We start from the raw sequence: 21,735 nt of genomic DNA, 5'->3' as shown, positions 1-21,735 counted from the left end.
GTATCGCCCCTCACGCCTCGCCCAGCAGGCCGAGGCTCGCCGCCGGGGCCTGGCGACGCAGGTCCCGGGAGAGCAGGTGGCCGATGGCGCCGATCAAGAGCGCCCCGCCCAGCGGCAGCGCCAGCCACAGCCCGAGATGCAGGCGCGGCGTCAGGTCAAACCAGGTCAGGTAGATGGCCGCGGTGGCCAGCTCCGCCAGCAGTGCCCCCATCAAGCCGCTGGCCAGGCCAAGGATGGCGAACTCCGCCCCCTGCACCCGGGAGAGCATGCTGTTGCTAGCACCGAACACCCTCAGGAGCCCGCTCTCGTGGGCGCGCACCGGGCGGCTGGCCGTCAGGGCCGCATAGAGCACGCTGACCCCGGCCAGCAGCACGAAGAGCAGCACCAGCTCCACGGCGCGGGTCACCTGGGTGAGCAGATCGCGCACCTGGGCGAGGATGGCATCGACGTTGAGCAGCGAGACCCCGGGGAAGGCCCGCACCAGTTCGCGCAGGGTGCTGGTCTCCCCGGCGTCCAGATGAAAGGCGGTAATGTAGCTGTGGCCGAAACGCTCCAGCACCCCGGGCGGGAAGATCACGAAGAAGTTGGGTTGGAAGCTGTCCCAGTCCAGGTCGCGCAGGCTGGCGATCTCGCCGATGATCTCCTCGCTGCCGATGGTGAAGGTCAGGGTGTCGCCGATCGCCAGGCCGAAACGCTCGACCAGGCCGTCCTCAACGGAGATGGGCACCCGCTCCACGCTGAGCTCGGCGGCCACCTCGCTCAGCCAGTCGCCGGGCTCGGCGCCATCCAGGGCGTCGAACCACTGCCCCGCCACCAGGCGGTTGCCCTCGGGCAGGGTCTCCCGCCAGGTGAGGTTGAGCTCCCGGCGCAGGGTGTTGTCGCCGCGGGCATCCGCCGGCACCGCGTCCCGGGGCGGCAGATCGTTGATGGCGGTGATGCGCCCGCGCACCATCGGGTAGAGGGCGCTGCGCGCATCGGCGGCGCTGCCCAGGGTCGCCTCGAACTCCTCGCGCTCCTGGGGCTGGATGTTGATGGCGAAGTAGTTGGGCGTGTCTTCGGGCAGCTGGGCCTCCCAGGTGGTGAGCAGGTCGCCGCGCACCAAGGCAATCATCGCCATGGCGAAGAAGGTCACCGAGAAGGCCAGCAGCTGGCCGAGGCTTGCCGTGCGCCGACGCGCCAGCTGGGCCCCACCCAAGCGCAGCGCCTGGGTAAGGTCGGCCTCACCGCCGCGGCGCGGCAGGCGGGCGGTCAGGCGCAGCACCCCCGTGAGCAACAGCGAACCAAGCCCCCACAGCACCACCAGCATGACCAGTCCGCCGAGCAGCAGCCCCACCGAGAGACCGAAATCGCCGGAGTAGAGCCACAGCAGGGCCCCGAACACGGCGCTGGCCACCGCTACCACCAGCCAGGCCGAGGCCGGCAGCGGGTCGAGCTCGCGACGCAGCACCTTGAGCGCGCTGACCTTCTTCAGGCGAATCAGGGTCGGGCCGGCGAAGCCCACCAGCACGGCCAGCGCAGTGAGCACGCCGAGCCACAACGGCAGCGCCCCGGGGGGGGGCAGTTCCATGGGCAGGAAGGCGGTGAGCAGGGCCAGTAGACCCGCCTGACCGGCCAGCCCCAGCACCGCCCCCACCGCCGAGGCCGCCAGCGCCAGCCACAGCAGCTGCAGGCTGAAGACTCGGATCAGCTCCCGCTGGGTGGCCCCGAAGCAGCGCATCAGCGCCGCGGTATCCAGGTGGCGATCCACATAGCGCCGCGTGGCCATGGCCACCGCCACCCCGGCCAGCAGCACGGCGGCCAGCCCCGCCAGGCTCAGGAAGCGCTCGGCCCGCTCCAGAGCGTTGCCCAACTGGGGCCGGTCGCGGCGCACGTCGCGCACCTCGACCCCGTCGCGGCGCAGCTGGGCCAGCAACGGCGCCAGGTCGTCGATGATGTCCGGCGGCCCGGCGGCGAGCAGCTCGAACTCCACGCGGGAGCCGTCCTGCACCAGGTTGGAGGCGGCGAGGTCCGCGGCATGCATCATCAGCCGCGGGTTGAAGTTGGCGAACCCGCCGGACTGGTCGGGCTCGCGCTCGACCAGTCCGGCCACGGCAAGCTCGGTCTCCCCGACCCGCACCCGGTCGCCGATCTCGGCCCCGAGCAGCAGCGCCAGGCGGGGCGCCAGCCACGCCTCGCCCGGGGCCGGGCCCCGGGCCACCACTTCGCTGCCCTCGCCCAGGTCCACGTGAACCCCGCCGTAGAGCGGGTAGCGCTGGTCGACCACCTTGAGGCTGGCGGGCTGGAAGGCGTCGCCGAAACTGACCATGGAGACCATGCCCACCTGATCGGCGAGCACCAGGCCGGCCTCCTCCAGGGTCTGGCGCAGCTCGCTGCCGAAGGGGCGGCCCTGCTCCAGCACCAGGTCGCCCCCCAGCAGCTGGCTGGCCTGGCGGGTCAGGCCGCGGTCCAGGCGGTCCAGGAAGAAGCCGATCATGGTGGAGGCGGCCACCGCGAGGGCGAGCGCCACGAACAGCGCGCGCACGTCGGCGGCGCGCAGGTCGCGGGCCAGACCCCGGGCCGAGAAGCGCGCCAGGCGCAGGGCGGTCAGGCTCATGCGCTCACCTCGTCGAGGTGCAGAGTCTCCAGGCGGCCGTGGTCCAGGCGCAGGCAGCGATCACAGCGCCGCGCAAGGGCGTGGTCGTGGGTGACCAGCACCAGGGTGGTACCGGCCTCGCGATTCAGGGAAAAGAGCGTGTCGATGATTCGCTCGCCGGTGTCCGGGTCGAGGTTGCCGGTGGGCTCGTCGGCGAACACGAGCTCGGCGCCAGTGACGAAGGCCCGGGCCAGGGCGACCCGCTGCTGCTCGCCGCCGGAAAGCTGCTTGGGGAGGTGGTCGAGCCGCTCGCCCAGGCCCACCCGCGTGAGCCACTCGCGGGCACGGGCCTCGGTGCCTGGCCGCGGCGAGAGTTCAAGCGGCAGCATCACGTTCTCCAGTGCGGTGAGGGTGGGCAGCAGCTGAAAGTTCTGGAACACGAAGCCGACTCGACCGTTGCGCAGCCGGGCCCGGCCATCCTCGTCCAGTGCCGAGAGCTGCTGCCCGAACATCGAGAGCTCGCCGCCGGTAGGCAGGTCGAGCCCGGCCAGCAGTCCCAGCAGGGTCGATTTGCCCGCGCCGCTCTGGCCGAGGATCGCCACCGTCTCGCCGGGGAACACCGAGATGGCCAGGTCACTCAGAATGGTGAGCTGCCGGTCGCCGCTCCTGACCTGCTTGGACAGGTGCTCGGCGTGTAGAATCGGTGTCATATCCATACGAGAGGTGTCGTTCATGTTGAAGGGATTCCCTGAGGTTGCGTTGCGTCGATTCTCCGCCTGGCTGCTGGTCCTGCCCCTGACGCTGGCCCTGGGCTCTGCCGCGGCGCTGGCCGACGAGCGCCCCACCCTGCTGGTGATGGGCGACAGCCTGAGCGCTGCCTATGGCATCGAGGCCGACGAGGGCTGGGTCAGTCTGCTGGAAGCGCGGCTGGACGGAAAGGCGCGGGTGATCAACGCCAGCATCAGCGGCGAGACCAGCGGCGGTGGCGCCAGCCGCCTGCCCGAGCTACTCGGACAGCACGCCCCGGACATTGTTCTGCTCGAGCTCGGCGGCAACGACGGCCTGCGCGGCCTGCCCCCGGGCCAGTTCGAGGCCAACCTGCGGCGAATGATCGAGGCGAGCCAAGAGGCCGATGCCGAGGTGCTGCTGCTCGGCATCGACATCCCGCCCAACTACGGCAGGGCCTACCGCGACGCCTTCACCGGGGTCTTCCACCGCCTGGCCGACGACTTCGACCTGCCGCTGGTGCCCTTCCTGCTCGAGGGGGTAGCCCTGGACGAGGCGCTGATGCAGGGCGATGGCATCCACCCCACCGCCGCCGGCCAGCCGGTCATCCTCGACAACGTCTGGCCCGAACTGGAGGCCATGCTGGAGGAAAATGGCGCCGTTGTGGCGAAGTCCGGCCAGGACTGACGACCGGCTCAGGACTGTGCGGCCGGTGCCGGCGCCTTCTGCCACTGCTGCAGCGCGAGTCCGCCCAGGATCAGCACCAGACCGATCAGGGTGGAGGCCAGGATCGGCTCACCCACCACCAGAAAGAGCAGCAGCAGCGATACCGGCGGCGAGAGGAAGATCAGGTTGGAGACCTTGGCCGTGCGCGAGACCTTGTGGACAGCCAGCTGCCAGAGCACGAAGGCGATGCCCATCTCGAAGAGCCCCACGTAGACCCCGGCGCCCAGCCCCGCCCAGCCGTGCCACTGAAGGCCGGGGCCGGCCAGCAACAGCACCGTGAGCACCGGCAACCCAATGCTGAAGTTCTGCCACTGGGCCACCAGCGGCGGGCGATGATCGCGAGCGTTGAGCAGCCAGTGGAGCGCCCAGATCAGCGTCGAGGCCAATGCCATGACGACGCCGAGCGGGTCAGCGAAGGCCACGTCGAACACCGCCCCGCGGGTGGCGATCACCCAGACTCCGGCGTAGGCAACCAGCCCCGCCAGCACGTCGATGCGGGTCAGCCGCTGTCCGAGGATCGGCACCGCCAGGAAGGCCATGGCCAGTGCCCAGGTGTAGTTCAGCGCCATGGCCTCCTGGCCGGGCAGTCGGTCATAGGCGCCGAACAGCATCAGGTAGTAGGCCACCGGGTTCATCAGCCCCGCCCAGGCGGCGGTGCGCCAGCCTCGGCGCAGCGCCTGGCCGGGGAGCCCCTGGCGCACCACCAGCGCGCCGATCAGTGCCCAGGAGACCAGCGAGGCAAGCCACATCAGTTCCAGCGGTGACATGAAGCCCAGCGCCACCTTGAAGGCGGTGGCCACGGTGGACCACAGCGCCACGGCGCCGAGGCCATGGAGCATCGCCTGGCCGTCGCGGGTCATGCGGCTGGCTTCTCACACCGGTTGCAGTAGCGGATTCGAATAGGTGACACGTCGGTCTCCCTGTCGCCACACTATGAGCAAATCATCCTACCAGCGAGGAGCTCCCATGGCCGCATCGGATATCAGCCAGCGCCGCCTCTACGAGTGGCTGACCGGCGACGAGGACAGCCGGATGTGCAAGGACATCCCGGATGAGGCCTGCGACGAACAGCCGCGCAACTTCTTCGTGCACCTGCTGGCCTCGCTGGGCAACAAGCTGGCCGATGAGCTCGCAAGCGCCCGGCTGGTGCTGCCCTGGCTGATGGGGGTGATCGGCGGTCCACTTTGGATGGTGGGTCTGCTGGTACCGATACGCGAGGCTGGCGCCCTGCTGCCCCAGCTGTTCGTGGCCGGCTTCATCCGGCTCAAGCCCGAGCGCAAGTGGGCCTGGGTGGTGGGCGGACTGCTGCAGGCGGTGACGGCGGCAGCGCTTGCCATGCTGGCGCTATTCGGCTCGGGCGCCCTCGGCGGCGGGCTGGTGCTGGCCGTGCTGGTGGCGCTCTCCCTGGCCCGGGGGCTCTCCTCGGTGGCCACCAAGGACGTGCTGGGCAAGACCATCAGCAAGCAGCGCCGCGGCACCCTGATGGGCTGGAGCGGGAGCGTGGCTGGCGCGGTGACGCTGGTCGCCGGTGGCGTGCTGATGCTCTTCGGTGACCGGCCCGGCGAGCTGGCCCTGGCGGTGCTGCTGGGCATCGCGGCCCTGGGCTGGGGGTTCAACGCCCTGTGCGCGGCGCGCATCAGGGAGACCCCCGGCGCCGTGGAGGGCGGCGAGAACGCCTGGGACAGCGTCAAGATGGGCCTGCGCCTGCTGCGCGAGGATCGCGGCTTCCTGCATTTCAACCTCGCCCGTGCGCTGCTGCTGGCCAGCGCCCTGGCGCTGCCCTACGTGGCGCTGCTCGGCCAGCAGCAGAGCGGCGCCGAGTTGGGTGGCCTCGGCGTGCTGATCGTGGTCTCGGGGCTCGCCGGCATGGTGGCAAGCCCGGTATGGGGCAAGCGCGCCGACGCCTCCAGCCGGCGAGTGATGCGCGACGCCGGCCTCGGCGCCACCCTCTGCTGCCTGCTGGCCGCCGCCATCGCCTGGCTGCCGGGCACCTGGAGCCAAACCGTGTGGCCCTATGCGCTGGTCTATGCCCTGCTAGTGATCGTCCACGCCGGAGTGCGCCTGGGACGCAAGACCTATATCGTCGACATGGCCGGCAGCGACAGACGCGCCCTCTACGTGGCGCTCTCCAACACCATCACCGGAGTGCTGATGCTGGCGGTGGGCGGAGCCGTCGGTGCCCTGGCCCAGTGGCTCGGCACTGCGGCGCTGATGGTGGTGCTGGCGCTGATGGCACTGGCCGCTGCAGCCAGTGCCAACCGCCTGCCGGAGGTTGAGTGAAAGCGCCGCGTTGAAATCCCGTGGCCGTCTGGCCATGATGTAGCCAGCTGTGAAGTGCCCGCCGCCGTCGCCCTGCCCGGGCGGCCAGGACAGGAACGCCTAGAATGGAACGCCCAGAATGAAACGATCACCCCTGATCAGCCCGGAACTGCTCGAGCGCATCGTCGATGCCTCCGAGGATGGCATCGTGGTCGCCGAGCAGGAAGGCGACGAGAACATCCTGATCTACGTGAACAAGGGGTTCGAGCGTCTGACCGGCTACAGCGCCGACGAGATCCTCTACCAGGATTGCCGCTTCCTGCAGAACGAGGATCGCGACCAGGAGGGTCTTACCGCCATCCGCAAGGCACTGGCCGAGGGTCGTCCCTGCCGCACCGTGCTGCGCAACTACCGCAAGGACGGCACCCTGTTCTGGAACGAGCTCTCCATCACCCCCGTCCATGACGACGATGACAACCTGACTTATTACATTGGCGTGCAGAAGGACGTCACCGAGCGGGTGGAGGCCCAACAGGAGCTGGAGCGCCTCAAGGCCCAGCATGGCCTGGAGTGAGACGGACTCGGCTGACCCTCGGCAGGCATAGCCATCAAAAAAGTTCACGATTGGGCTTGTGCCCCGGGCCGAGTGACGATATATAGCGCCCAGGCAACCTGGTTGCCTGGGCGCTTCGGGCTCCGCGTTAGGGCATCACGACGCACAGGGGACGAGAAGCGGTAGTGATGCGTCGACGCCGTGTCGACACTGGCCTTGGGAGGACGGCGCATGGGCCGTGAAAACCTTCTCGAACCGAGCCTCGATGACGAGGTGGATTTTTCCGAAGCAGTGAACGACGAGGAGTACGCTCGTCCCCGTGCCAGCCGCGCCGATACCCTGCGCGCCCGCCGCCGCGTGGAGGCGCTGCTCGAGGAGCGTCGCCTGCGTCGCGCCATCGAGGATGACTGGGCCATCGACGAAGAGGAATGAAGAGGAATAGGGCTGCGGCTGGCCTTTGACCGCAGTGGCCACTATCATCGTGACCACTGAAAATCCTCCAACCGACGGGTTCCCATGGCGCAATACGTCTACACCATGAACCGGGTGGGCAAGGTCGTGCCCCCCAAGAAGCAGATCCTCAAGGATATCTCCCTCTCCTTCTTCCCCGGCGCCAAGATCGGCGTACTGGGCCTCAACGGCTCGGGCAAGTCGACCCTGCTGCGCATCATGGCCGGGGTCGACACCGAGTTCGAGGGGGAGGCGCGCCCGATGCCGGGCATCAACGTCGGCTACCTGCCCCAGGAACCGCAGCTCGACGACGACAAGAACGTCCGCGAGACCGTGGAAGAGGCCCTGGGGGCCATCAAGGAGGCCCAGGAGACGCTCGACGGCGTCTATGCCGCCTACGCCGAACCGGATGCCGACTTTGACGCCCTGGCCGCCGAACAGGCGCGCCTGGAGAACATCATCGAGGCCGCCGACGCCCACAACCTGGAGCGCAAGCTGGAAGTGGCCGCCGAGGCCCTGCGCCTGCCGCCATGGGAGGCCCGCGTCGGCCATCTCTCCGGCGGCGAGCGGCGCCGCGTGGCGCTGTGTCGCCTGCTGCTCTCCAGCCCCGACATGCTGCTGCTCGACGAGCCCACCAACCACCTGGACGCCGAGTCCGTGGCCTGGCTGGAGCGATTCCTCCACGACTACAACGGCACCGTGGTAGCGATCACTCACGACCGCTATTTCCTCGACAACGTCGCCGGCTGGATCCTCGAGCTCGACCGCGGCCAGGGCATTCCCTTCGAGGGCAACTACTCTGGCTGGCTGGAGGCCAAGGAGCAGCGCCTGGCCCGGGAGGCCAAGCAGGAGGCCTCGAAGAACAAGGCCATCAAGCAGGAACTGGAGTGGGTGCGCTCCAACGCCAAGGGCCGCCAGGCCAAGAGCAAGGCGCGCCTCAACCGCTTCGAGGAGATGCAGTCCGGCGACTTCCAGAAGCGCAACGAGACCAACGAGATCTACATTCCACCCGGCCCGCGCCTGGGCGACAAGGTCATCGAGTTCCACGGCGTCTCCAAGGCCTTCGATGACAAGCTGCTCTACGAAGACCTGACCTTCACCGTGCCCAAGGGCGCCATCATCGGCATCGTCGGCGGCAACGGCGCGGGCAAGTCGACCCTGTTCAAGCTGATCACCGGTGCCGAGCAACCCGACGCCGGCGAGGTGATGGTCGGCGACACCGTCGACGTCGCCTACGTGGAGCAGCTGCGCGACGGCCTCGACGACAAGCAGACGGTGTGGGAGGCGGTCTCCGACGGCCAGGACATCCTCAACATCAACGGCTATGAGGTCTCCTCGCGGGCCTACGTGGGGCGTTTCAACTTCAAGGGCAATGACCAGCAGAAGCGCCTGAACGAGCTCTCCGGCGGTGAGCGAGGTCGCTTGCAGCTGGCCCAGACCCTCAAGCAGGGCGCCAACGTGCTGCTGCTCGATGAGCCATCCAACGACCTGGACATCGAGACCCTGCGGGCACTGGAGGAGGCGCTGCTGGCCTTCCCCGGTTGCGCCCTGGTGATCTCCCACGATCGCTGGTTCCTCGACCGCATCGCCACCCACATCCTGGCCTTCGAAGGCGACTCCCACGTGGAGTTCTTCGAGGGCAACTACGCCGAGTACGAGTCGGACCACAGGAAACGCGTGGGCGATGACACGCCGCACCGCATGAAGTACAAGCGCATCGATGCCTGATGGCTCGACGGCCATGCTGATGCCTTAGCCCCGTCTGTTTTCTTTCAGCCGGGGCTTTTGCTTACGGATTGGTATCATTCGTGGGTGCTTTCCACCCCTGCCCGTATCTACTTGCAAGGATGTCTCGATGATCGTCCTGTTCAACACCCCGCTGCAGGTCGCCAAGGCGTTTCGCCAGAGCATCGCCTACCTGCCCAGTCTGCTCTCGCTGGCTTACTTCCTGGTGGGGTTGCTGGCGGTGGTGCCGCAGGAAGGACCCGGTGCGATGCCCGGCTGGCTGGTGTCCGTACGCTTCGACGACACCGATACCTTGCGCACTCTGCTCTCGACGCTGATCGCCGGCATGATATCGCTGGTGGTGTTCAGCTTCTCGATGGTGATGTCGGTGCTCTCCCAGGCCGGCGGCCAGTTCTCGCACAAGCTGGTCTTCGGACTGGTGACCGAGCGCCACCATCAATGGGTGCTGGGCAACTATCTCGGCACCATCCTGTTCATCCTGATGCTGCTGATGGTGCCGGAAAATGGCGATACGCCCGGCACATGGCGCTCCCTTGCCGCCTATCTGGGTACCGCCATGGTCATCCACTGCCTGGCGCTGTTCGTCTACTTCATTCACAAGACGTCCCAGACGGTACAGGTCAACTCGGTGGTCGCGGGCCTGCACCTGGCAACGAGCCATTCGCTGGCCGAGCTGATACATCGTCAAAAGTCGTCACGCTTCACGCGGGTGTCTGCACCGAACCCCTCCGCGGCGCCAAGATCGCAAGCGCTTCACGAGATCCGCTCGCGCCGGACTGGGTTCATCCAGAACGCCGACTACGCCAAGCTCGCCAAACTCGCCACCGGCATCGAGGGCGTGATTCACCTGAACTTCTCCCCGGGCGACTTCACCCTGGACGACTTCCCGCTGCTGTACATAGATGCCCCCACCGAGCCCGACGGTGACTGGGCCGAGGAGGCCCTGGCCCATCTGATTTATGGCGAGGGGGAGTCGATCGAGGACATCCATGTGCACGGCCTGACGCAGCTGATGGAAATGGCCGTGAAGTCGCTGTCGCCCGGCATCAACGACCCGGGCACAGCCCGTTTATGCATCAACCAGCTGACAGACCTGCTGCGCCGCCGAATTGATTTTGCCCCCTGCAACGCCATGCTGGATGATCGGGACCAGTTGCGCGTCACCTGGCCGGTGGAAAGCTTCGAGAGCCTGCTGTACCGGGTGCTCACGCCGATTCTCCACTACGGCCACGAAGACCTGACCATCGGCTTGAGTCTGCTCAAGGCCGTCAAGAGCCTCTCTTTGTATGCACAAGACCCAGACAGGCAGCTACTGCAGGCCTATGCCGACCGCATCATCGAAACCCTGGCCGACGCCGCCGACCACCGTCTGGATCGCGATTTCATCAGCGCCCGCCTGAGTAGCGGCGAACATCGACTCGAGCTTCCCGACCGCCTCGGTGACCGTGCGTAGAGGAACAAGCCCTCAGCGTCGAAATCATCGTGACGGGCTAATAGAAGCCCGGCTCGCCCTCGGGGCGAGTCTTGAAGCGACGATGCAGCCACAGGTACTGCTCGGGATGCCGGCAGATGGCCCCTTCGATGAAGGCGTTGATCTGCGCCGCATCGTTCACCTCATCCCCGCTTGGGAAGTTCTCCAGGGGTGGCAGGTATTCCAGGGTGTAGGTGCGATTGTCCGGGTTACGGTGGAAGATCAGCGGTATCACCGGCGCCCCGGTCATGCGGGCGATCCGGGAGGTCATCTTCACCGTGGCTGCCGGGATGCCGAAGAAGGGAGCGAAGACGCTGGCGTCTCGGCCGAAGTCCTGGTCCGGCGAGTACCAGACGGCGTGGCCGGCCTTGATCCGGCGCACCACACCGCGCAGGTCGTGGCGATCGATGATGGCATCGAAGTAGGGGTCTCGGGCGCGTCCCATGAAGCGGGCGAAGAGCGGGTTGTCATGGGGGCGCTGCACGGCGTCGGCGCGGAAGTAGAGGGAATGCAAGGCAGCACCCAGGTCCAGGGTAGAGAAGTGCACCCCGATGATCAGCGCCCCCTTGCCTTCGGCCTGTACCCGCGCCATGTGCGCCTGGCCCTTGAAGGTGACACGGTGGCGCAGGTGCTCCGGGTCGCGACACCAGCCGGTGGCGGTCTCCATGATGCCGATGCCGTTGGCGATGAAGGTCTCCCTGACAAGCCGCCGCTGGTCCGCCTCGTCCCGTTCCGGAAAGCAGAGGCGGATATTGGTCTCGGTGATATGGCGCCGGCGCCTGGCGAAGCGCCAGGCGGCCAGGCCGACCCTCTTGCCGACCCAGAGCTTCAAGCGCCAGGGCAGCCAGGCGGCCACGTGCATGGCGCCGATGGCGATCCACACTGGCCAGTAGCGAGGATGGGCGAAGTTGGGCCGGGTGTCATCGTCCCTGAACATGCTCGGTTCCTGTCGGACAGTCAAGACAGCCCATGGTACCGCCTCGGCACCCGGGGCAGCACCCCGGTGAGCAGGGTGTAGCTGATGGTGTCGCAGTGGCGGGCCACCTCGTCCACCGAGAGGACCTCGCCGTTGGCCGCCCTGCCCCACAGCACCACCTCGCTGCCGATATCGGCTTCGGGAATGTCGGTGATATCCACGGTGAGCATGTCCATGGAGACCTTGCCGGCGATGGCGGTGCGCTGGCCCGCCACCAGCACCGGGGTACCGTCCACCGCGTGGCGGTCGTAGCCGTCGCCGTATCCGCCGGCGACGACGCCGATCCGGGACGGCCGTGGCGTGGTCCAGCGGCCGCCATAGCCGACCGGTTCGCCGGCGCGCAACTCGCGCACGGCGATGATCGCCGAGCGCAGGGTCATCACCGGGGCGAGGCGGCGGCTCGCCTCGTTGGCATGCTCCAGCGGGTCGCTGCCGTAGAGCATCACCCCCGGGCGATTCCAGGCGCCGTGGGCCTCGGCCCGGGCCAAGGTCGCCGGCGAGTTGGCCAGGCACAGGGGTGCGCCGAGCCTGTCGGCCAGAGCCATGAGTCGTGCCATCTGGCCGGAGAAGTAGCCGCTGTCGACCAGGTCCGCAGTGGCGAAATGACTCATCAGGTGCAGATCGCAAACGTGGGCCGGGGCCGCCGCCAGGCGTTGCCATACCGACCGGGCTCGTTCGGGGGAGAAGCCCAAGCGGTGCATGCCGGAGTCCACCTTGAGCCAGACGGGAATGGGCCGCTCTGGCCGATGGGCGAGCAGCGCCGCCACCTGCCAGTCGCTGTGCACCGCCATCCACAACCCCAGCGCCTCGACCTGCTCAAGCTCACCGACCTCGAAGATCCCCTCGAGCAGCACGATGGGCGTGGTGATGCCCGCCTCGCGCAGGGTCACCGCCTCCTCGATGCAGGCCACCGCGAAGGCCGGGGCGATGTCCGCCAGGGCCCGCGCGCAGGCCACCGCACCATGGCCGTAGGCATCGGCCTTGAGCACCGCGACGGCGCGGCTGTCGGGGGCGAGAGAGCAGGCGAGGCGGTAGTTGTGACGCAGCGCCTCGAGGTCAATATCGGCGATCAGCGGCCGGGCCATGGCAGATCCTGAAGCAGTGAAGAGAACGACTGGCGAGAAGGGCTGGCGAGCACGACTGACCAGAAAGACCTGGCATTATCCATGGATGCACCGGCCACCTCATGAAATAAACCACCAATTTCATGGTGGTTTCGGGTGGTCTGACTCGAAAAAACATCCATCAGCAGTGAATCATCAGGTTGGCGTCTGGGGCCGCTCGCCGATGTTCATCACCGGGTCGTCGCTGCCGGCCCGCGGCAGCTCCAGCGACACCGCTCCCTCGCTGCGCAGCCACGCATTGACGGCCTGGATCGATGCCGCGTCGAGCAGGCCCGCCTGCTGCTGCAGGCGCAGCAGGCCGAGCACGTAATCGTAGCGCGCCTCCGCATGGTCGGCGATGGCGTTGAACAGGTTACGCTCGGCGTTGAGTACGTCGACGATGTTGCGGGTGCCCACCTCGTAGCCGGATCGGGTCGCCTCCAGGGCGCTCTGGTTGGAGACGATGGCCTGGGCGCGGGCCTCCACCGTTTCCACGTCGTTGCTCACCCGGGTAAACAGGGAACGCACCTGCTGGACGGTATCGCGGCGCTGGGCCTCGAAGTCGTACTGGGAGACCTCCAGGGCGTAGCCGCTCTGGCGAATCTGCGCCTGGGTGCCGCCGCCGGTGTAGAGCGGCATGCTGGCGCGCACCCCGAGCTGGCTGCCGGAGTTGTAGCCGGAGACGCCGCTGCGATCGTTGTCCGAGACATCATAGCTGGCGAAGGCCTCGACCCGGGGCAGCTGGCCGGCACGGGAGACGTCGAGCTCGCTGCGGGCCACCTCGATGCCCGCCTCGGCCATTTGCAGCATGGGGCTGTTGTCCATGGCGAGCGCGACCCAGTCCCCGCGGTCCACGGGCTGCGGCGGCACGATGGGGATCTCCTCGGCGAGCACATCGATGCTCTCGTAGCGCTGGCCGGTGAGACGCTCCAGGGCCTCGAAGCTGATCTGCATGGCGCTCTCCGCGGCGATGCGCTGGGCGCGGGCAAGATCGAAGGAAGCCTGGGCCTCGTGCACTTCGGTGATGGCGATCAGTCCCACCTCGAAGCGCTCACGGGCCTGTTCGAGCTGGCGTTCGATGGCGGTCTCCTGGGAGCGCCGCGCCGAGAGGATATCGTGGGCGCGCAGAATCTCGAAGTAGGCCTCGGCCACCTCCAGCAGCAGCTGCTGCTCGGCTACCGCCAGGGACAATGCCTCGCGGTCCACCTGGCGCTCGGCCTGGTCGAGCTGGGCGCGGCGGGCGGGATCATAGAGCGACTGGCTGGCCTCCAGGTTCAACCCGAGGGTGTTGACGTCCCCCTCCTCGTCCCGCGACAGCTGGCCGGGCTGTAACGCCCCGCCCGCCTGGCTCTGATAGGTACGGCTATGGGTCAGGCTGCCGCCTACGCTCACCTGGGGCAGCAGGGTGCCGCGCTGCACGTCGCGCCCCGCCTCCACGGCGGAGAAGCCCGAGCGGGCGGCGGCCAGGCTGGCATCGTTGTCCAGGGCGTCGCGGGCGACAGTCCAGAGGTCGGTGGCCTGGGCAGAGCCGGCCACGGCCAGCCCCACGAGAAGGACCAGCGGCCGGGGCACCAGGCGGGTCAGGGTCGGGCGATGCATGGGCGTGCGATTCCTGTACGGGGCCGATTTCCTGCATGCTGACGCAGCAGCATGCAGGAAATCGGCAAGGGCGGGCTACGCGATCCGCTAGGCGAAGATCGAATCCAGGGAAAGGCCCTGCTTGTCGAGGACCCGACGCAGCTTCTTGAGCGCCTCGACCTGGATCTGCCTGACCCGCTCGCGGGTGAGGCCGATCTCCTCGCCCACCTGCTCGAGGGTCGCCGCCTCGTGGCCACGCAGGCCGAAACGCCTGACCACCACCTCCATCTGCTTCTCGGTGAGCTCGGAGAGCCACTCGTCGACGTGCTGCTTGATGTCGCCGTCGAGCAGCGAGGACTCGGGTCCGAGGTCGTTGTCGTCGGCCAGGGTCTCGATCAGCGGCTTGTCGCTGTCGCCGCCGACCGGATAGTCCACCGAAGAGATGCGCTCGTTGAGGCCCATCATCTTCTTGACCGCCTCCACCGGCTTGTCGAGGTGCTCGGCGATCTCCTCGGCGGTGGCCTCGTGATCGAGCTTCTGGGTCAGCTCGCGGGCCGCCCGCAGGTAGATGTTGAGCTCCTTGACCACGTGAATGGGCAGGCGAATGGTGCGGGTCTGGTTCATCAGCGCCCGCTCGATGGTCTGGCGGATCCACCAGGTGGCGTAGGTGGAGAAACGGAAGCCGCGCTCGGGATCGAACTTCTCCACCGCGCGGATCAGGCCGAGGTTGCCCTCCTCGATCAGGTCGAGCAGCGACAGGCCACGGTTGAGGTAGCGCCGAGCGATCTTGACCACCAGGCGCAGGTTGGACTCGATCATCCGCGAACGCCCCGCCGGATCGCCCTTGCGGGCCAGTCGACCGAAGAAGACCTCCTCCTCCGGGGTCAGCAGCGGCGAGAAACCGATCTCGTTGAGGTAGATCTGGGTGGCGTCGAGGCTGTGGTTGCTGTAGCGATCCTCGCGGCTCAAGGCCTTCTCGAAGGCTTGCTCATCGTCACGGCGGGTGTCGGTGTCGTCGTCGTCGGTTACGTCGTCGTCAGCGTCTTCCACTACCCCGTCGTCCTTTTCCTCGAGCGTGTCGAGATTCACATCCTGAAGGTCCCGTTCAAGCATGCTCATCAATGGCTACCCTGTGGTTGCGTCCTGGCACCGATGCCTGACAAGAGCATCGGCGCGCCTGATTATTATTGTGTGACACCCCGCTGCTGCGCTGGCCGGCGGGGCCTCAGGGCGCATCAGCGAGACGGCAGGTAATTCAGGGGATCCTGCGGCTGGCCGTTCTTGCGTACCTCGAAGTGCAGTCGCACGTCCTCGGCGTCACTGTCGCCCATGGTCGCGATGACCTCTCCCGCCTCGACCACATCGTTCTCGCGCACGCGCAGGGAATCGTTGTGGGCGTAAGCGCTCAGGTACTCGTCATTATGCTTGAGCAGGATCAGGTTGCCGTAGCCCCTTACCCCGCTACCCGCATAGACGACGATGCCCGGACCGGCGGCTTTGACAGGTTGCCCCTTTTGCCCAGCGATATCAATGCCAGCCGTGATGCTGCCACCCTCGCCGAAACGGCTGACGATATCGCCGTCGACGGGCCAGCGCCAGCTGACCTCCTCCACCGGGGTGTAGCTGCGCGAACTGCGGTCCGGCGCCGGGCTGCCGCCGGCCACGGCGGTGCCAGCATCCGGCTCGGGCTGCGCCGCGGGCGCTGGCTCGGGCTGTGCCGCGGGCGCTGGCTCGGGTTCCGGTTCCGGCTCGGGGCGAAGTGCCGGCACGGTCGCCGCCACCTCCGGGGTCGCCTCCCGGGCTACCGGTGCCGATTCTCGCTCGGCAGCAGTTCTCTCGGCAGCAGTTCTCTCGGCAGCAGTTCTCTCGCCGAGGTCACGCTCGCTCAGCTCACCGTCGGCGCCGGGGCTGTCATAGTCATAGACGGGGCCGGGGCCCGCGGTGCCACCGGCAGCCTCCATGGCACCCTCCATGGCCACCCGAGTCGGGCCGTCCGCCTCGTCCAGCGGCTGGGCGGAGAGCCGGCGCCCCTGCTCGGTAGTGCCGTCGGGCAGCAACCACTCCATGCTGCCGGCATCCTCGCTGGCCGGCGGGCCGCCGCCCAGCGGCGTGGCCACCACCCCGGGCGTTCTGGCCACGGCGGTGGTGCCCTCATCGCGTACCGGCGCCTGGGCGTCGGGGTCCAGCACCAGGCGCTGGCCCGGCTGGATCTGGTAGGGAGGGCCAATACGGTTGATGCGCGCCAGGTCGCGGTGATCCATGTTGTGGCGCCAGGCGATGCCATAGAGGGTATCGCCCGCCTCCACGGTGTACTGGGAGGTCGGTGTATGCTCGCGGCTCGCGGACAGGTCGCGCACCTGCACCTGCGGCGCCTGCCCCTGCTGGGCGGCACAGCCCGCCATGGCCAGAGTCAGAGCGGAAATCATCATTGCCTTACGCATCGGAAGGATCCTCCTTGTTCGCCCCCTTGGGCGTGCTCGCGGCGGCCGGTCGCCGACCGCCGCGATCCAGCAGCAGCACCAGGGCTAGACCGGCCAGCATCAGCGCGGCCACCGCCGGCAGCTGGGCCGAGTCGCCGGTGAGCAGGGCGAAGTCGCCCGGGGTGAGATAGCGATAGTCTAGCGGGATCATCTGCCCCTCGGGGCCGAGCTGATAGCGTACCAGTTCGCGCCATGGCCAGAGTACCGGCAGCGATCCCACGATGAAGCCCACCAGCAGCTGCATAGTCGCCGCATGGTGGCGACGCAGCAGCCAGGAAAGCAGGCGAGAGAAGAAGAACAGGCCGATCAGGCAACCCACGCCGAAGACGGCGATCAGGCCCAGATCGAAGGTGCGAATGCCCTGCATCACGGTGCCATAGAGCCCCATGGTCAGCAGCAGGAAGCTACCGGAGACCCCGGGCAGCAGCAGCGCGCTGATGGCGATGGCGCCCCCCACCATCAGCATGAGGTTCGGGCTGCCGAGCAGGGTGATCAGGGGCATCACCACCGGCAGGAAGTGGGCCAGCAGCAGTCCCGCCACCAGCGGCAGCAGGTGCCACCATTTCCAGTCGGTGGGATGACGCCCCACCACCAGGGCCGAGGCCGCCACCAGGCCGAAAAAGAAGCCGTTGAGCAGCAGCGGGTAGTCGTCCATGAGCCACACCACCAGGTGGGCCACGGTGATCAGGCTGGCGGCAATGCCGGCCATCAGCGGCACCACGAAGCCCAGGTTGAGATGGGCGATCAGCATCGGCAGCCCGCCGCGGCGCCAGGCCATGAAGGCACTGGGTCCGAACTGCTTGATGGTGTGGATCAGTTCCTCGTAGATGCCGGTGACGAAGGCGATGGTACCGCCCGAGACACCCGGCACCGCATCGGCGGCACCCATGCCGGCCCCCCTGAGAAAGATTCCTGGATAACGCTTCAAGCGTGAACTCCTTTCAACGAATGACGCCTTCCAGCAGCGGCACGAAGCGCACCGATTCCAGACGCTGTTGTTCAAATGTATCGCCCTGACGACGCACCCGGGTTAGCCACTGGCGCCCCCGGACATCGGCCAGCGGCGTGATCAGCACCCCGCCGTCGGCCAGCTGGGCCAGTAGCGGGGCGGGTAGCTCACCGGCACAGGCGGTGAGCAGGATGACATCGAAGGGGGCCTCCTCGGGCCAGCCGTGGCCGCCATCGGCCAGGCGCAGCCGCGCCCCAAAGGCCCCGAGCAGGCGCAGACGCTCGGCGGCGCGGCGGTGCAGGGCATTGATCCGTTCGATGGACCAGAGTTCCGGCACCAGTCGCGCCAGGATCAGAGTCTGGTAGCCCGAGCCGGTGCCGATCTCCAGCACCCGGGTGGGGGCAGCCTCCAGCACCAGCTCGGTCATCCTGGCCACCATCCACGGCTGGGAGAGGGTCTGGCCAAGGCCGATGGGCAGCGAGGTATCCTCGTAGGCGCGATGGGCCAGCGCCTCGTCCAGGAAGAGGTGGCGCGGCTCGGCGGCCATGGTGGCCAGCACGCGGGGATCGCGGATGCCCTGATCGGCAAGCCTGGCCACCATGCGGTCGCGGGTGCGCTGGGAGGTCATCCCCACTCCGCGCACCAACGCCGGCAGTCGGTCAGGTGAGTGCATCCAGCCAGCCCTGTACGTCACGAATCGCCGTATGCCGAGTGAGATCGGTCTGCAGCGGGGTGATGGAAACGTAGCCCGCCTCGACGGCGGCGAAGTCGGTATCGGCACCGTCGTCGGCGTTCTCGCCGGCGGCGGCGATCCACCAGCGCATGCGACCCCGGGGATCGCGCACCTCGAGGGGGCGCGACGCCGGGCCGCGATAACCCAGCCGAGTGACCCGAAAACCCTGGATCTCGTCCCAGGGCAGGTCCGGCACGTTGACGTTAAGAAGGCTGCGCGGCGGTAGCGAGAGCTGGTCGGCGGCGCCCACCAGGCTCGCCGCCACCCTTCCTGCGGTGTCGAAGTGCCGCGAGCCGACCAGCGACATGGCGATGGCCGCCATGCCCAGGTTGCGCCCCTCCATGGCGGCGGCCACGGTGCCGGAATAGAGCACGTCGTCACCCAGGTTGCCGCCGTGGTTGATGCCCGAGATCACGAGATCGGGCTTCTCGTCCCAGAGCCCATTGACGCCCAGGTAGACGCAGTCCGCCGGGGTGCCGTCGACGCTGTAGAAGCCGTTGTCCATGTCGGTCAGTGACAGCGGGCGGCTCAGGGTCAGGGAGTTGCTGGCCCCGCTCCTGTCGCGGTCCGGCGCGACCACGCGCAGCCGGGCGTGGGGCAGCAGGGCATCGTGCAGGGCGCGCAGGCCCGGGGCATGCACGCCGTCGTCATTGGAGAGCAGTAGTCGGCGCATGCCAGACTCCTTCAGAGGGTGGGGTGGGCGATCAGCTCGCGCAGCACGGCGGTGGCGAAGGCGCCCCGCGGCAGGCTGAAGGCGAGCCATAGCTCATCCTCGCCGCGGATCAGGTGCGGCTCGCCCAGCCGCAGGCGCAGGGGGCGCCGCGCCAGACGCACTCCGGCTCGCTCGAGCCCGGCACACAGCGCCGGGTAACGCTCGGGCAGCCGCACCTCCCGGGCCAGGGCCTCCTCCTCGGCCACCGAGTCGCCGACGCCCCAAAGCACCCCGCTTCCGTGCAGGTCGAGCCGCGCCGACCGCGCGTCCAGCTCGGCATCCGGCGCCTCGACGCGGAACTGGCTCGCCGTCCCGTCGAGGATCGCCACCTCGCCAGGCAACAGGCGATTCCAGCTGCCCTCCTGGACCCGTTCGGCCAGCAGCTCGTTGAACAGGAAGCTGCGCGCCGCCGAGAGCAGCATGCCGTCGCGGTCGTCGCGCTTGCGCCAGCCCCGGGCCAGCAGCGACCGGGCGCGATGCAGGTTGCGCCCGTCCGGCCCGAAGCGCTGGGGGCCGAAAATGTTGGCCACACCCTGCGTCACCAGTCGCGCCCAGCGCGCCTCCAGGGCGGGGTCCGCCAGCGCTGCTCCGGTGATGCGCAAACGGAAGCGGTTGGCGCGGTGCACCCCGCGCTTGAGCTTGCGAGGATGACGCGCCTCGGCCAGCACGCGGATCCCGCATTCGGCCAGGGCCTCAGCGAGGCCTGAAGGCGCCTCGCGCCCGGGCAGCCGTACCGACAGCCACTGGCGGGTGACGGCGACACGATCCTTCATGCCGGAATAGCCGACGTCGCGGGGCGAGACCTCGCACAGCCGGGCCAGCTCGCGCACCGCCATGGCGGTGGTCAGATCGCGCTTCTCGATATGCAGCCAGAGGTGCTCGCCCTCGCCCTCCGGAGCGAAGTCGAGCGCCTCGGCCACCTGGAAATCCTCGGGGGTGGCACGGTACTCCCCCGCCGGCGGCGGGCCGAACTCGGCGTCGAGCACCCGCGGCCAGACCGGCGGCCAGGCGATGGCATCCGGCCCGAGCCTGGGGGCGGCCTCACTCACCGGCTGCCTCTCACTCATCGACGCCCTCTCGCTCACCGACGCCTCCTCGCTCACCGACCAGGGCGCAGGGGAGCAGAACCACCACCGCCTCGGCGGCGATGCCCTCGCCGCGGCCGGTGAAGCCTAGCCACTCGGTCGTGGTGGCCTTGACGTTGATCGCGCCGCCCTCGACGCCGAGATCCTCGGCGATATGGGCGGCCATGGCGGCGATATGCGGGGCCATCTTCGGCGCCTGGGCGATCAGGGTGGCATCCAGGTTGCCGACGCGGTAGCCGGCCTGGCGCACCAGCCCAACCACGTGGCGCAGCAGCAGGCGGCTGTCGGCGCCCTTCCAGGCCGGGTCGGTATCGGGGAAGTGGCGGCCGATATCGCCCAGGGCACAGGCGCCCAGCAGGGCGTCGCTTACCGCGTGGAGCAGCACGTCGCCGTCGGAGTGGGCAACGAAGCCGTGGTCGAAGGGAACGGCGACGCCGCCGATCATCAGGTGGTCGCCCGCGCCGAAACGGTGGACGTCGAAGCCGTGGCCGATGCGCATCATCTCTCCATAACACCCGCGCCCGCAGGCGCCGGTTCTGTCTCGACCGAGGTTGGCCCACCCATCCCGAGGGCCTCGCCCTGGGCGGCCAGGATCTGCCTGGCCAGGGCCAGGTCCTCGGGGTGGGTGATCTTGAGATTGTCGCGACGTCCGCACACTAACCGCGGCGAGAGCCCCAGCGCCTCCACCGCGGAGGCCTCGTCGGTGACCGTGACACCCGCCGCCGCCGCCGCGCTCAACGCCCGGCGCAGCAGGCCATAGCGGAAGCCCTGCGGGGTCAGTGCATGCCAGAGGCCGGCACGGGGCTCGGTGGCCCCCACTCGGCCGGCGCCGTCGTCGCGCTTCATGGTGTCGGCCGCCGGCGCGGCCAGCAGCCCCCCCACCGGGTCAACGGCCAGGGCAGCGTGCAGGCGCATCAGATCCGCCACCGTGACGCAGGGGCGGGCCACGTCATGAACCAGCACCAGGTCGTCGTCGGCCGCCTCCAGGGCGATGGTCTCGAGGGCATGGGTGACGGAATCCACCCGCTCATTGCCACCAGGCACTCGGCGCCACTCGGCGAAGGGCACCCAGGCCGGGTCGAAGTGGGTGTCATCGGGATCCAGGCAGAGGCAGAGCCGCGCCACGGGAAAGGCCGCGTACAGGCGCTCCAGGGTGCAGGCCAACACCGGGCGGCCGGCGATCTCCAGGTACTGTTTGGGACGGTCGGCCCCCATGCGTCGACCCTGGCCGGCCGCAGGGACCACCAGCCAGAGCACTGCGCTCATCGACCTGCCTCCAGGCTCACCGCCGGAGCCGGGTTGACCACCGGCATCGCCTCCACCGCCACGCCGGGCACCCAGAAGAAGTGTTCGTCGGCGCGCACCATGCCGATGTCGCTGCGGCCGCGCTCCTCGATGGCATCCAGACCGGTCTTGAGGTCGAGCACCTCGGCGCCCAGGCGGGCGTTGCGGTCCCGCAGCGGCTTGTTGGCCGCCTCCAGGGCCGCCACGCGCTCACGCACCTCGCCGAGGTCGCCCACGCCCCCCTCTCCCAGCCACAGGCGATATTGCAGCAGGGCGAGCAGGACCAGCAGCACGATGGCCAACCACTTGAGCATTCGACACTTCCGTCACGA

Annotated in this window: 21 protein-coding genes; 6 read left to right on the top strand and 15 right to left on the bottom strand. The window is 68.5% G+C overall.

The window, feature by feature from the left end:
- Positions 1 to 10: 10 nt before the first annotated feature.
- Together ACR80S_RS02440 and ACR80S_RS02435 are read right to left on the bottom strand one after the other, a co-directional pair.
- Complete coding sequence (locus ACR80S_RS02440) at positions 11 to 2,593, bottom strand: ABC transporter permease (RefSeq protein WP_435400718.1); 2,583 nt, start codon at positions 2,591 to 2,593, stop codon at positions 11 to 13.
- Positions 2,590 to 3,306 (bottom strand): ABC transporter ATP-binding protein, encoded by a 717-nt coding sequence (locus tag ACR80S_RS02435; protein WP_435400717.1) that lies wholly within the window; start codon positions 3,304 to 3,306, stop codon positions 2,590 to 2,592. The genes ACR80S_RS02440 and ACR80S_RS02435 overlap by 4 nt, the downstream gene beginning before the upstream one ends.
- On the opposite strand from ACR80S_RS02435, the gene ACR80S_RS02430 reads away from it, so the two are divergent.
- Positions 3,305 to 3,985, top strand: coding sequence for an arylesterase (locus ACR80S_RS02430; protein WP_435402488.1), 681 nt, complete (start codon positions 3,305 to 3,307; stop codon positions 3,983 to 3,985). The genes ACR80S_RS02435 and ACR80S_RS02430 overlap by 2 nt on opposite strands.
- Positions 3,986 to 3,993: 8 nt before the next feature.
- On the opposite strand, the gene ACR80S_RS02425 is transcribed toward ACR80S_RS02430, so the two are convergent.
- Complete coding sequence (locus ACR80S_RS02425) at positions 3,994 to 4,884, bottom strand: DMT family transporter (protein ID WP_435402487.1); 891 nt, start codon at positions 4,882 to 4,884, stop codon at positions 3,994 to 3,996.
- 106 nt (positions 4,885 to 4,990) lie between these two features.
- Here ACR80S_RS02425 and ACR80S_RS02420 point away from each other — a divergent pair, with 106 nt between their 5' ends.
- The 5 genes from ACR80S_RS02420 (at position 4,991) to ACR80S_RS02400 (ending at position 10,485) form a co-directional block, all read left to right on the top strand.
- Positions 4,991 to 6,304 (top strand): MFS transporter, encoded by a 1,314-nt coding sequence (locus tag ACR80S_RS02420; protein WP_435402486.1) that lies wholly within the window; start codon positions 4,991 to 4,993, stop codon positions 6,302 to 6,304.
- Between the two features lie 118 nt (positions 6,305 to 6,422).
- Positions 6,423 to 6,857, top strand: coding sequence for a PAS domain S-box protein (locus ACR80S_RS02415; protein WP_435400714.1), 435 nt, complete (start codon positions 6,423 to 6,425; stop codon positions 6,855 to 6,857).
- 210 nt (positions 6,858 to 7,067) lie between these two features.
- The gene (locus ACR80S_RS02410) at positions 7,068 to 7,268 is read left to right on the top strand and encodes a PA3496 family putative envelope integrity protein (RefSeq protein ID WP_435400713.1); all 201 of its coding nucleotides are present in this window, start codon (positions 7,068 to 7,070) and stop codon (positions 7,266 to 7,268) included.
- 84 nt (positions 7,269 to 7,352) lie between these two features.
- Positions 7,353 to 9,014: an energy-dependent translational throttle protein EttA gene (ettA, locus tag ACR80S_RS02405; RefSeq protein ID WP_435402485.1), complete on the top strand. Its 1,662-nt coding sequence runs from the start codon at positions 7,353 to 7,355 to the stop codon at positions 9,012 to 9,014.
- A 127-nt stretch (positions 9,015 to 9,141) separates the two neighbouring features.
- A complete protein-coding gene (locus tag ACR80S_RS02400) occupies positions 9,142 to 10,485 on the top strand; it encodes a DUF2254 domain-containing protein (RefSeq protein WP_435400711.1) in 1,344 nt (447 codons plus the stop codon).
- A gap of 37 nt (positions 10,486 to 10,522) precedes the next feature.
- Here the strand turns inward: ACR80S_RS02400 and lpxL are convergent, their stop codons facing one another.
- The 12 genes from lpxL to ftsB form a co-directional block, all read right to left on the bottom strand.
- Positions 10,523 to 11,440, bottom strand: a complete 918-nt coding sequence (gene lpxL, locus ACR80S_RS02395; protein WP_435402484.1) for an LpxL/LpxP family Kdo(2)-lipid IV(A) lauroyl/palmitoleoyl acyltransferase — start codon at positions 11,438 to 11,440, stop codon at positions 10,523 to 10,525.
- A 20-nt stretch (positions 11,441 to 11,460) separates the two neighbouring features.
- Positions 11,461 to 12,564, bottom strand: a complete 1,104-nt coding sequence (alr, locus tag ACR80S_RS02390) for an alanine racemase (protein ID WP_435402483.1) — start codon at positions 12,562 to 12,564, stop codon at positions 11,461 to 11,463.
- Positions 12,565 to 12,738: 174 nt separating this feature from the next.
- Entirely contained in the window at positions 12,739 to 14,181 is a 1,443-nt protein-coding gene (locus ACR80S_RS02385) for a TolC family outer membrane protein (RefSeq protein ID WP_435402482.1), read from the bottom strand.
- 87 nt (positions 14,182 to 14,268) lie between these two features.
- The gene (rpoS, locus tag ACR80S_RS02380) at positions 14,269 to 15,279 is read right to left on the bottom strand and encodes an RNA polymerase sigma factor RpoS (protein WP_435402481.1); all 1,011 of its coding nucleotides are present in this window, start codon (positions 15,277 to 15,279) and stop codon (positions 14,269 to 14,271) included.
- Positions 15,280 to 15,395: 116 nt separating this feature from the next.
- The gene (locus ACR80S_RS02375) at positions 15,396 to 16,601 is read right to left on the bottom strand and encodes a peptidoglycan DD-metalloendopeptidase family protein (protein ID WP_435400706.1); all 1,206 of its coding nucleotides are present in this window, start codon (positions 16,599 to 16,601) and stop codon (positions 15,396 to 15,398) included.
- Positions 16,594 to 17,568 (bottom strand): DUF368 domain-containing protein, encoded by a 975-nt coding sequence (locus ACR80S_RS02370; RefSeq protein ID WP_435402480.1) that lies wholly within the window; start codon positions 17,566 to 17,568, stop codon positions 16,594 to 16,596. The genes ACR80S_RS02375 and ACR80S_RS02370 overlap by 8 nt, the downstream gene beginning before the upstream one ends.
- 13 nt (positions 17,569 to 17,581) lie before the next feature.
- Positions 17,582 to 18,262, bottom strand: a complete 681-nt coding sequence (locus ACR80S_RS02365; protein ID WP_435400704.1) for a protein-L-isoaspartate(D-aspartate) O-methyltransferase — start codon at positions 18,260 to 18,262, stop codon at positions 17,582 to 17,584.
- On the bottom strand, positions 18,249 to 18,995 hold the full coding sequence (gene surE, locus ACR80S_RS02360) for a 5'/3'-nucleotidase SurE (protein ID WP_435402479.1): 747 nt from the start codon (positions 18,993 to 18,995) through the stop codon (positions 18,249 to 18,251). Before surE ends, ACR80S_RS02365 begins: the two co-directional genes overlap by 14 nt.
- An 11-nt stretch (positions 18,996 to 19,006) precedes the next feature.
- A complete protein-coding gene (truD, locus tag ACR80S_RS02355; RefSeq protein ID WP_435402478.1) occupies positions 19,007 to 20,101 on the bottom strand; it encodes a tRNA pseudouridine(13) synthase TruD in 1,095 nt (364 codons plus the stop codon).
- Entirely contained in the window at positions 20,094 to 20,618 is a 525-nt protein-coding gene (gene ispF / locus ACR80S_RS02350) for a 2-C-methyl-D-erythritol 2,4-cyclodiphosphate synthase (RefSeq protein ID WP_435402477.1), read from the bottom strand. The genes truD and ispF overlap by 8 nt, the downstream gene beginning before the upstream one ends.
- Positions 20,618 to 21,385: a 2-C-methyl-D-erythritol 4-phosphate cytidylyltransferase gene (gene ispD, locus ACR80S_RS02345; RefSeq protein WP_435402476.1), complete on the bottom strand. Its 768-nt coding sequence runs from the start codon at positions 21,383 to 21,385 to the stop codon at positions 20,618 to 20,620. Before ispD ends, ispF begins: the two co-directional genes overlap by 1 nt.
- Positions 21,382 to 21,717 carry a cell division protein FtsB gene (ftsB, locus tag ACR80S_RS02340; protein ID WP_435402475.1) on the bottom strand — a complete coding sequence of 112 codons (336 nt, stop codon included), beginning with the start codon at positions 21,715 to 21,717 and terminating at the stop codon, positions 21,382 to 21,384. The genes ispD and ftsB overlap by 4 nt, the downstream gene beginning before the upstream one ends.
- Positions 21,718 to 21,735: the final 18 nt, after the last annotated feature.

Origin of the sequence: Halomonas salsilacus (genome assembly GCF_051216275.1) — a bacterium.
Lineage (GTDB): Bacteria > Pseudomonadota > Gammaproteobacteria > Pseudomonadales > Halomonadaceae > Halomonas.
This window is presented reverse-complemented; position numbering and strand designations above follow the sequence as displayed.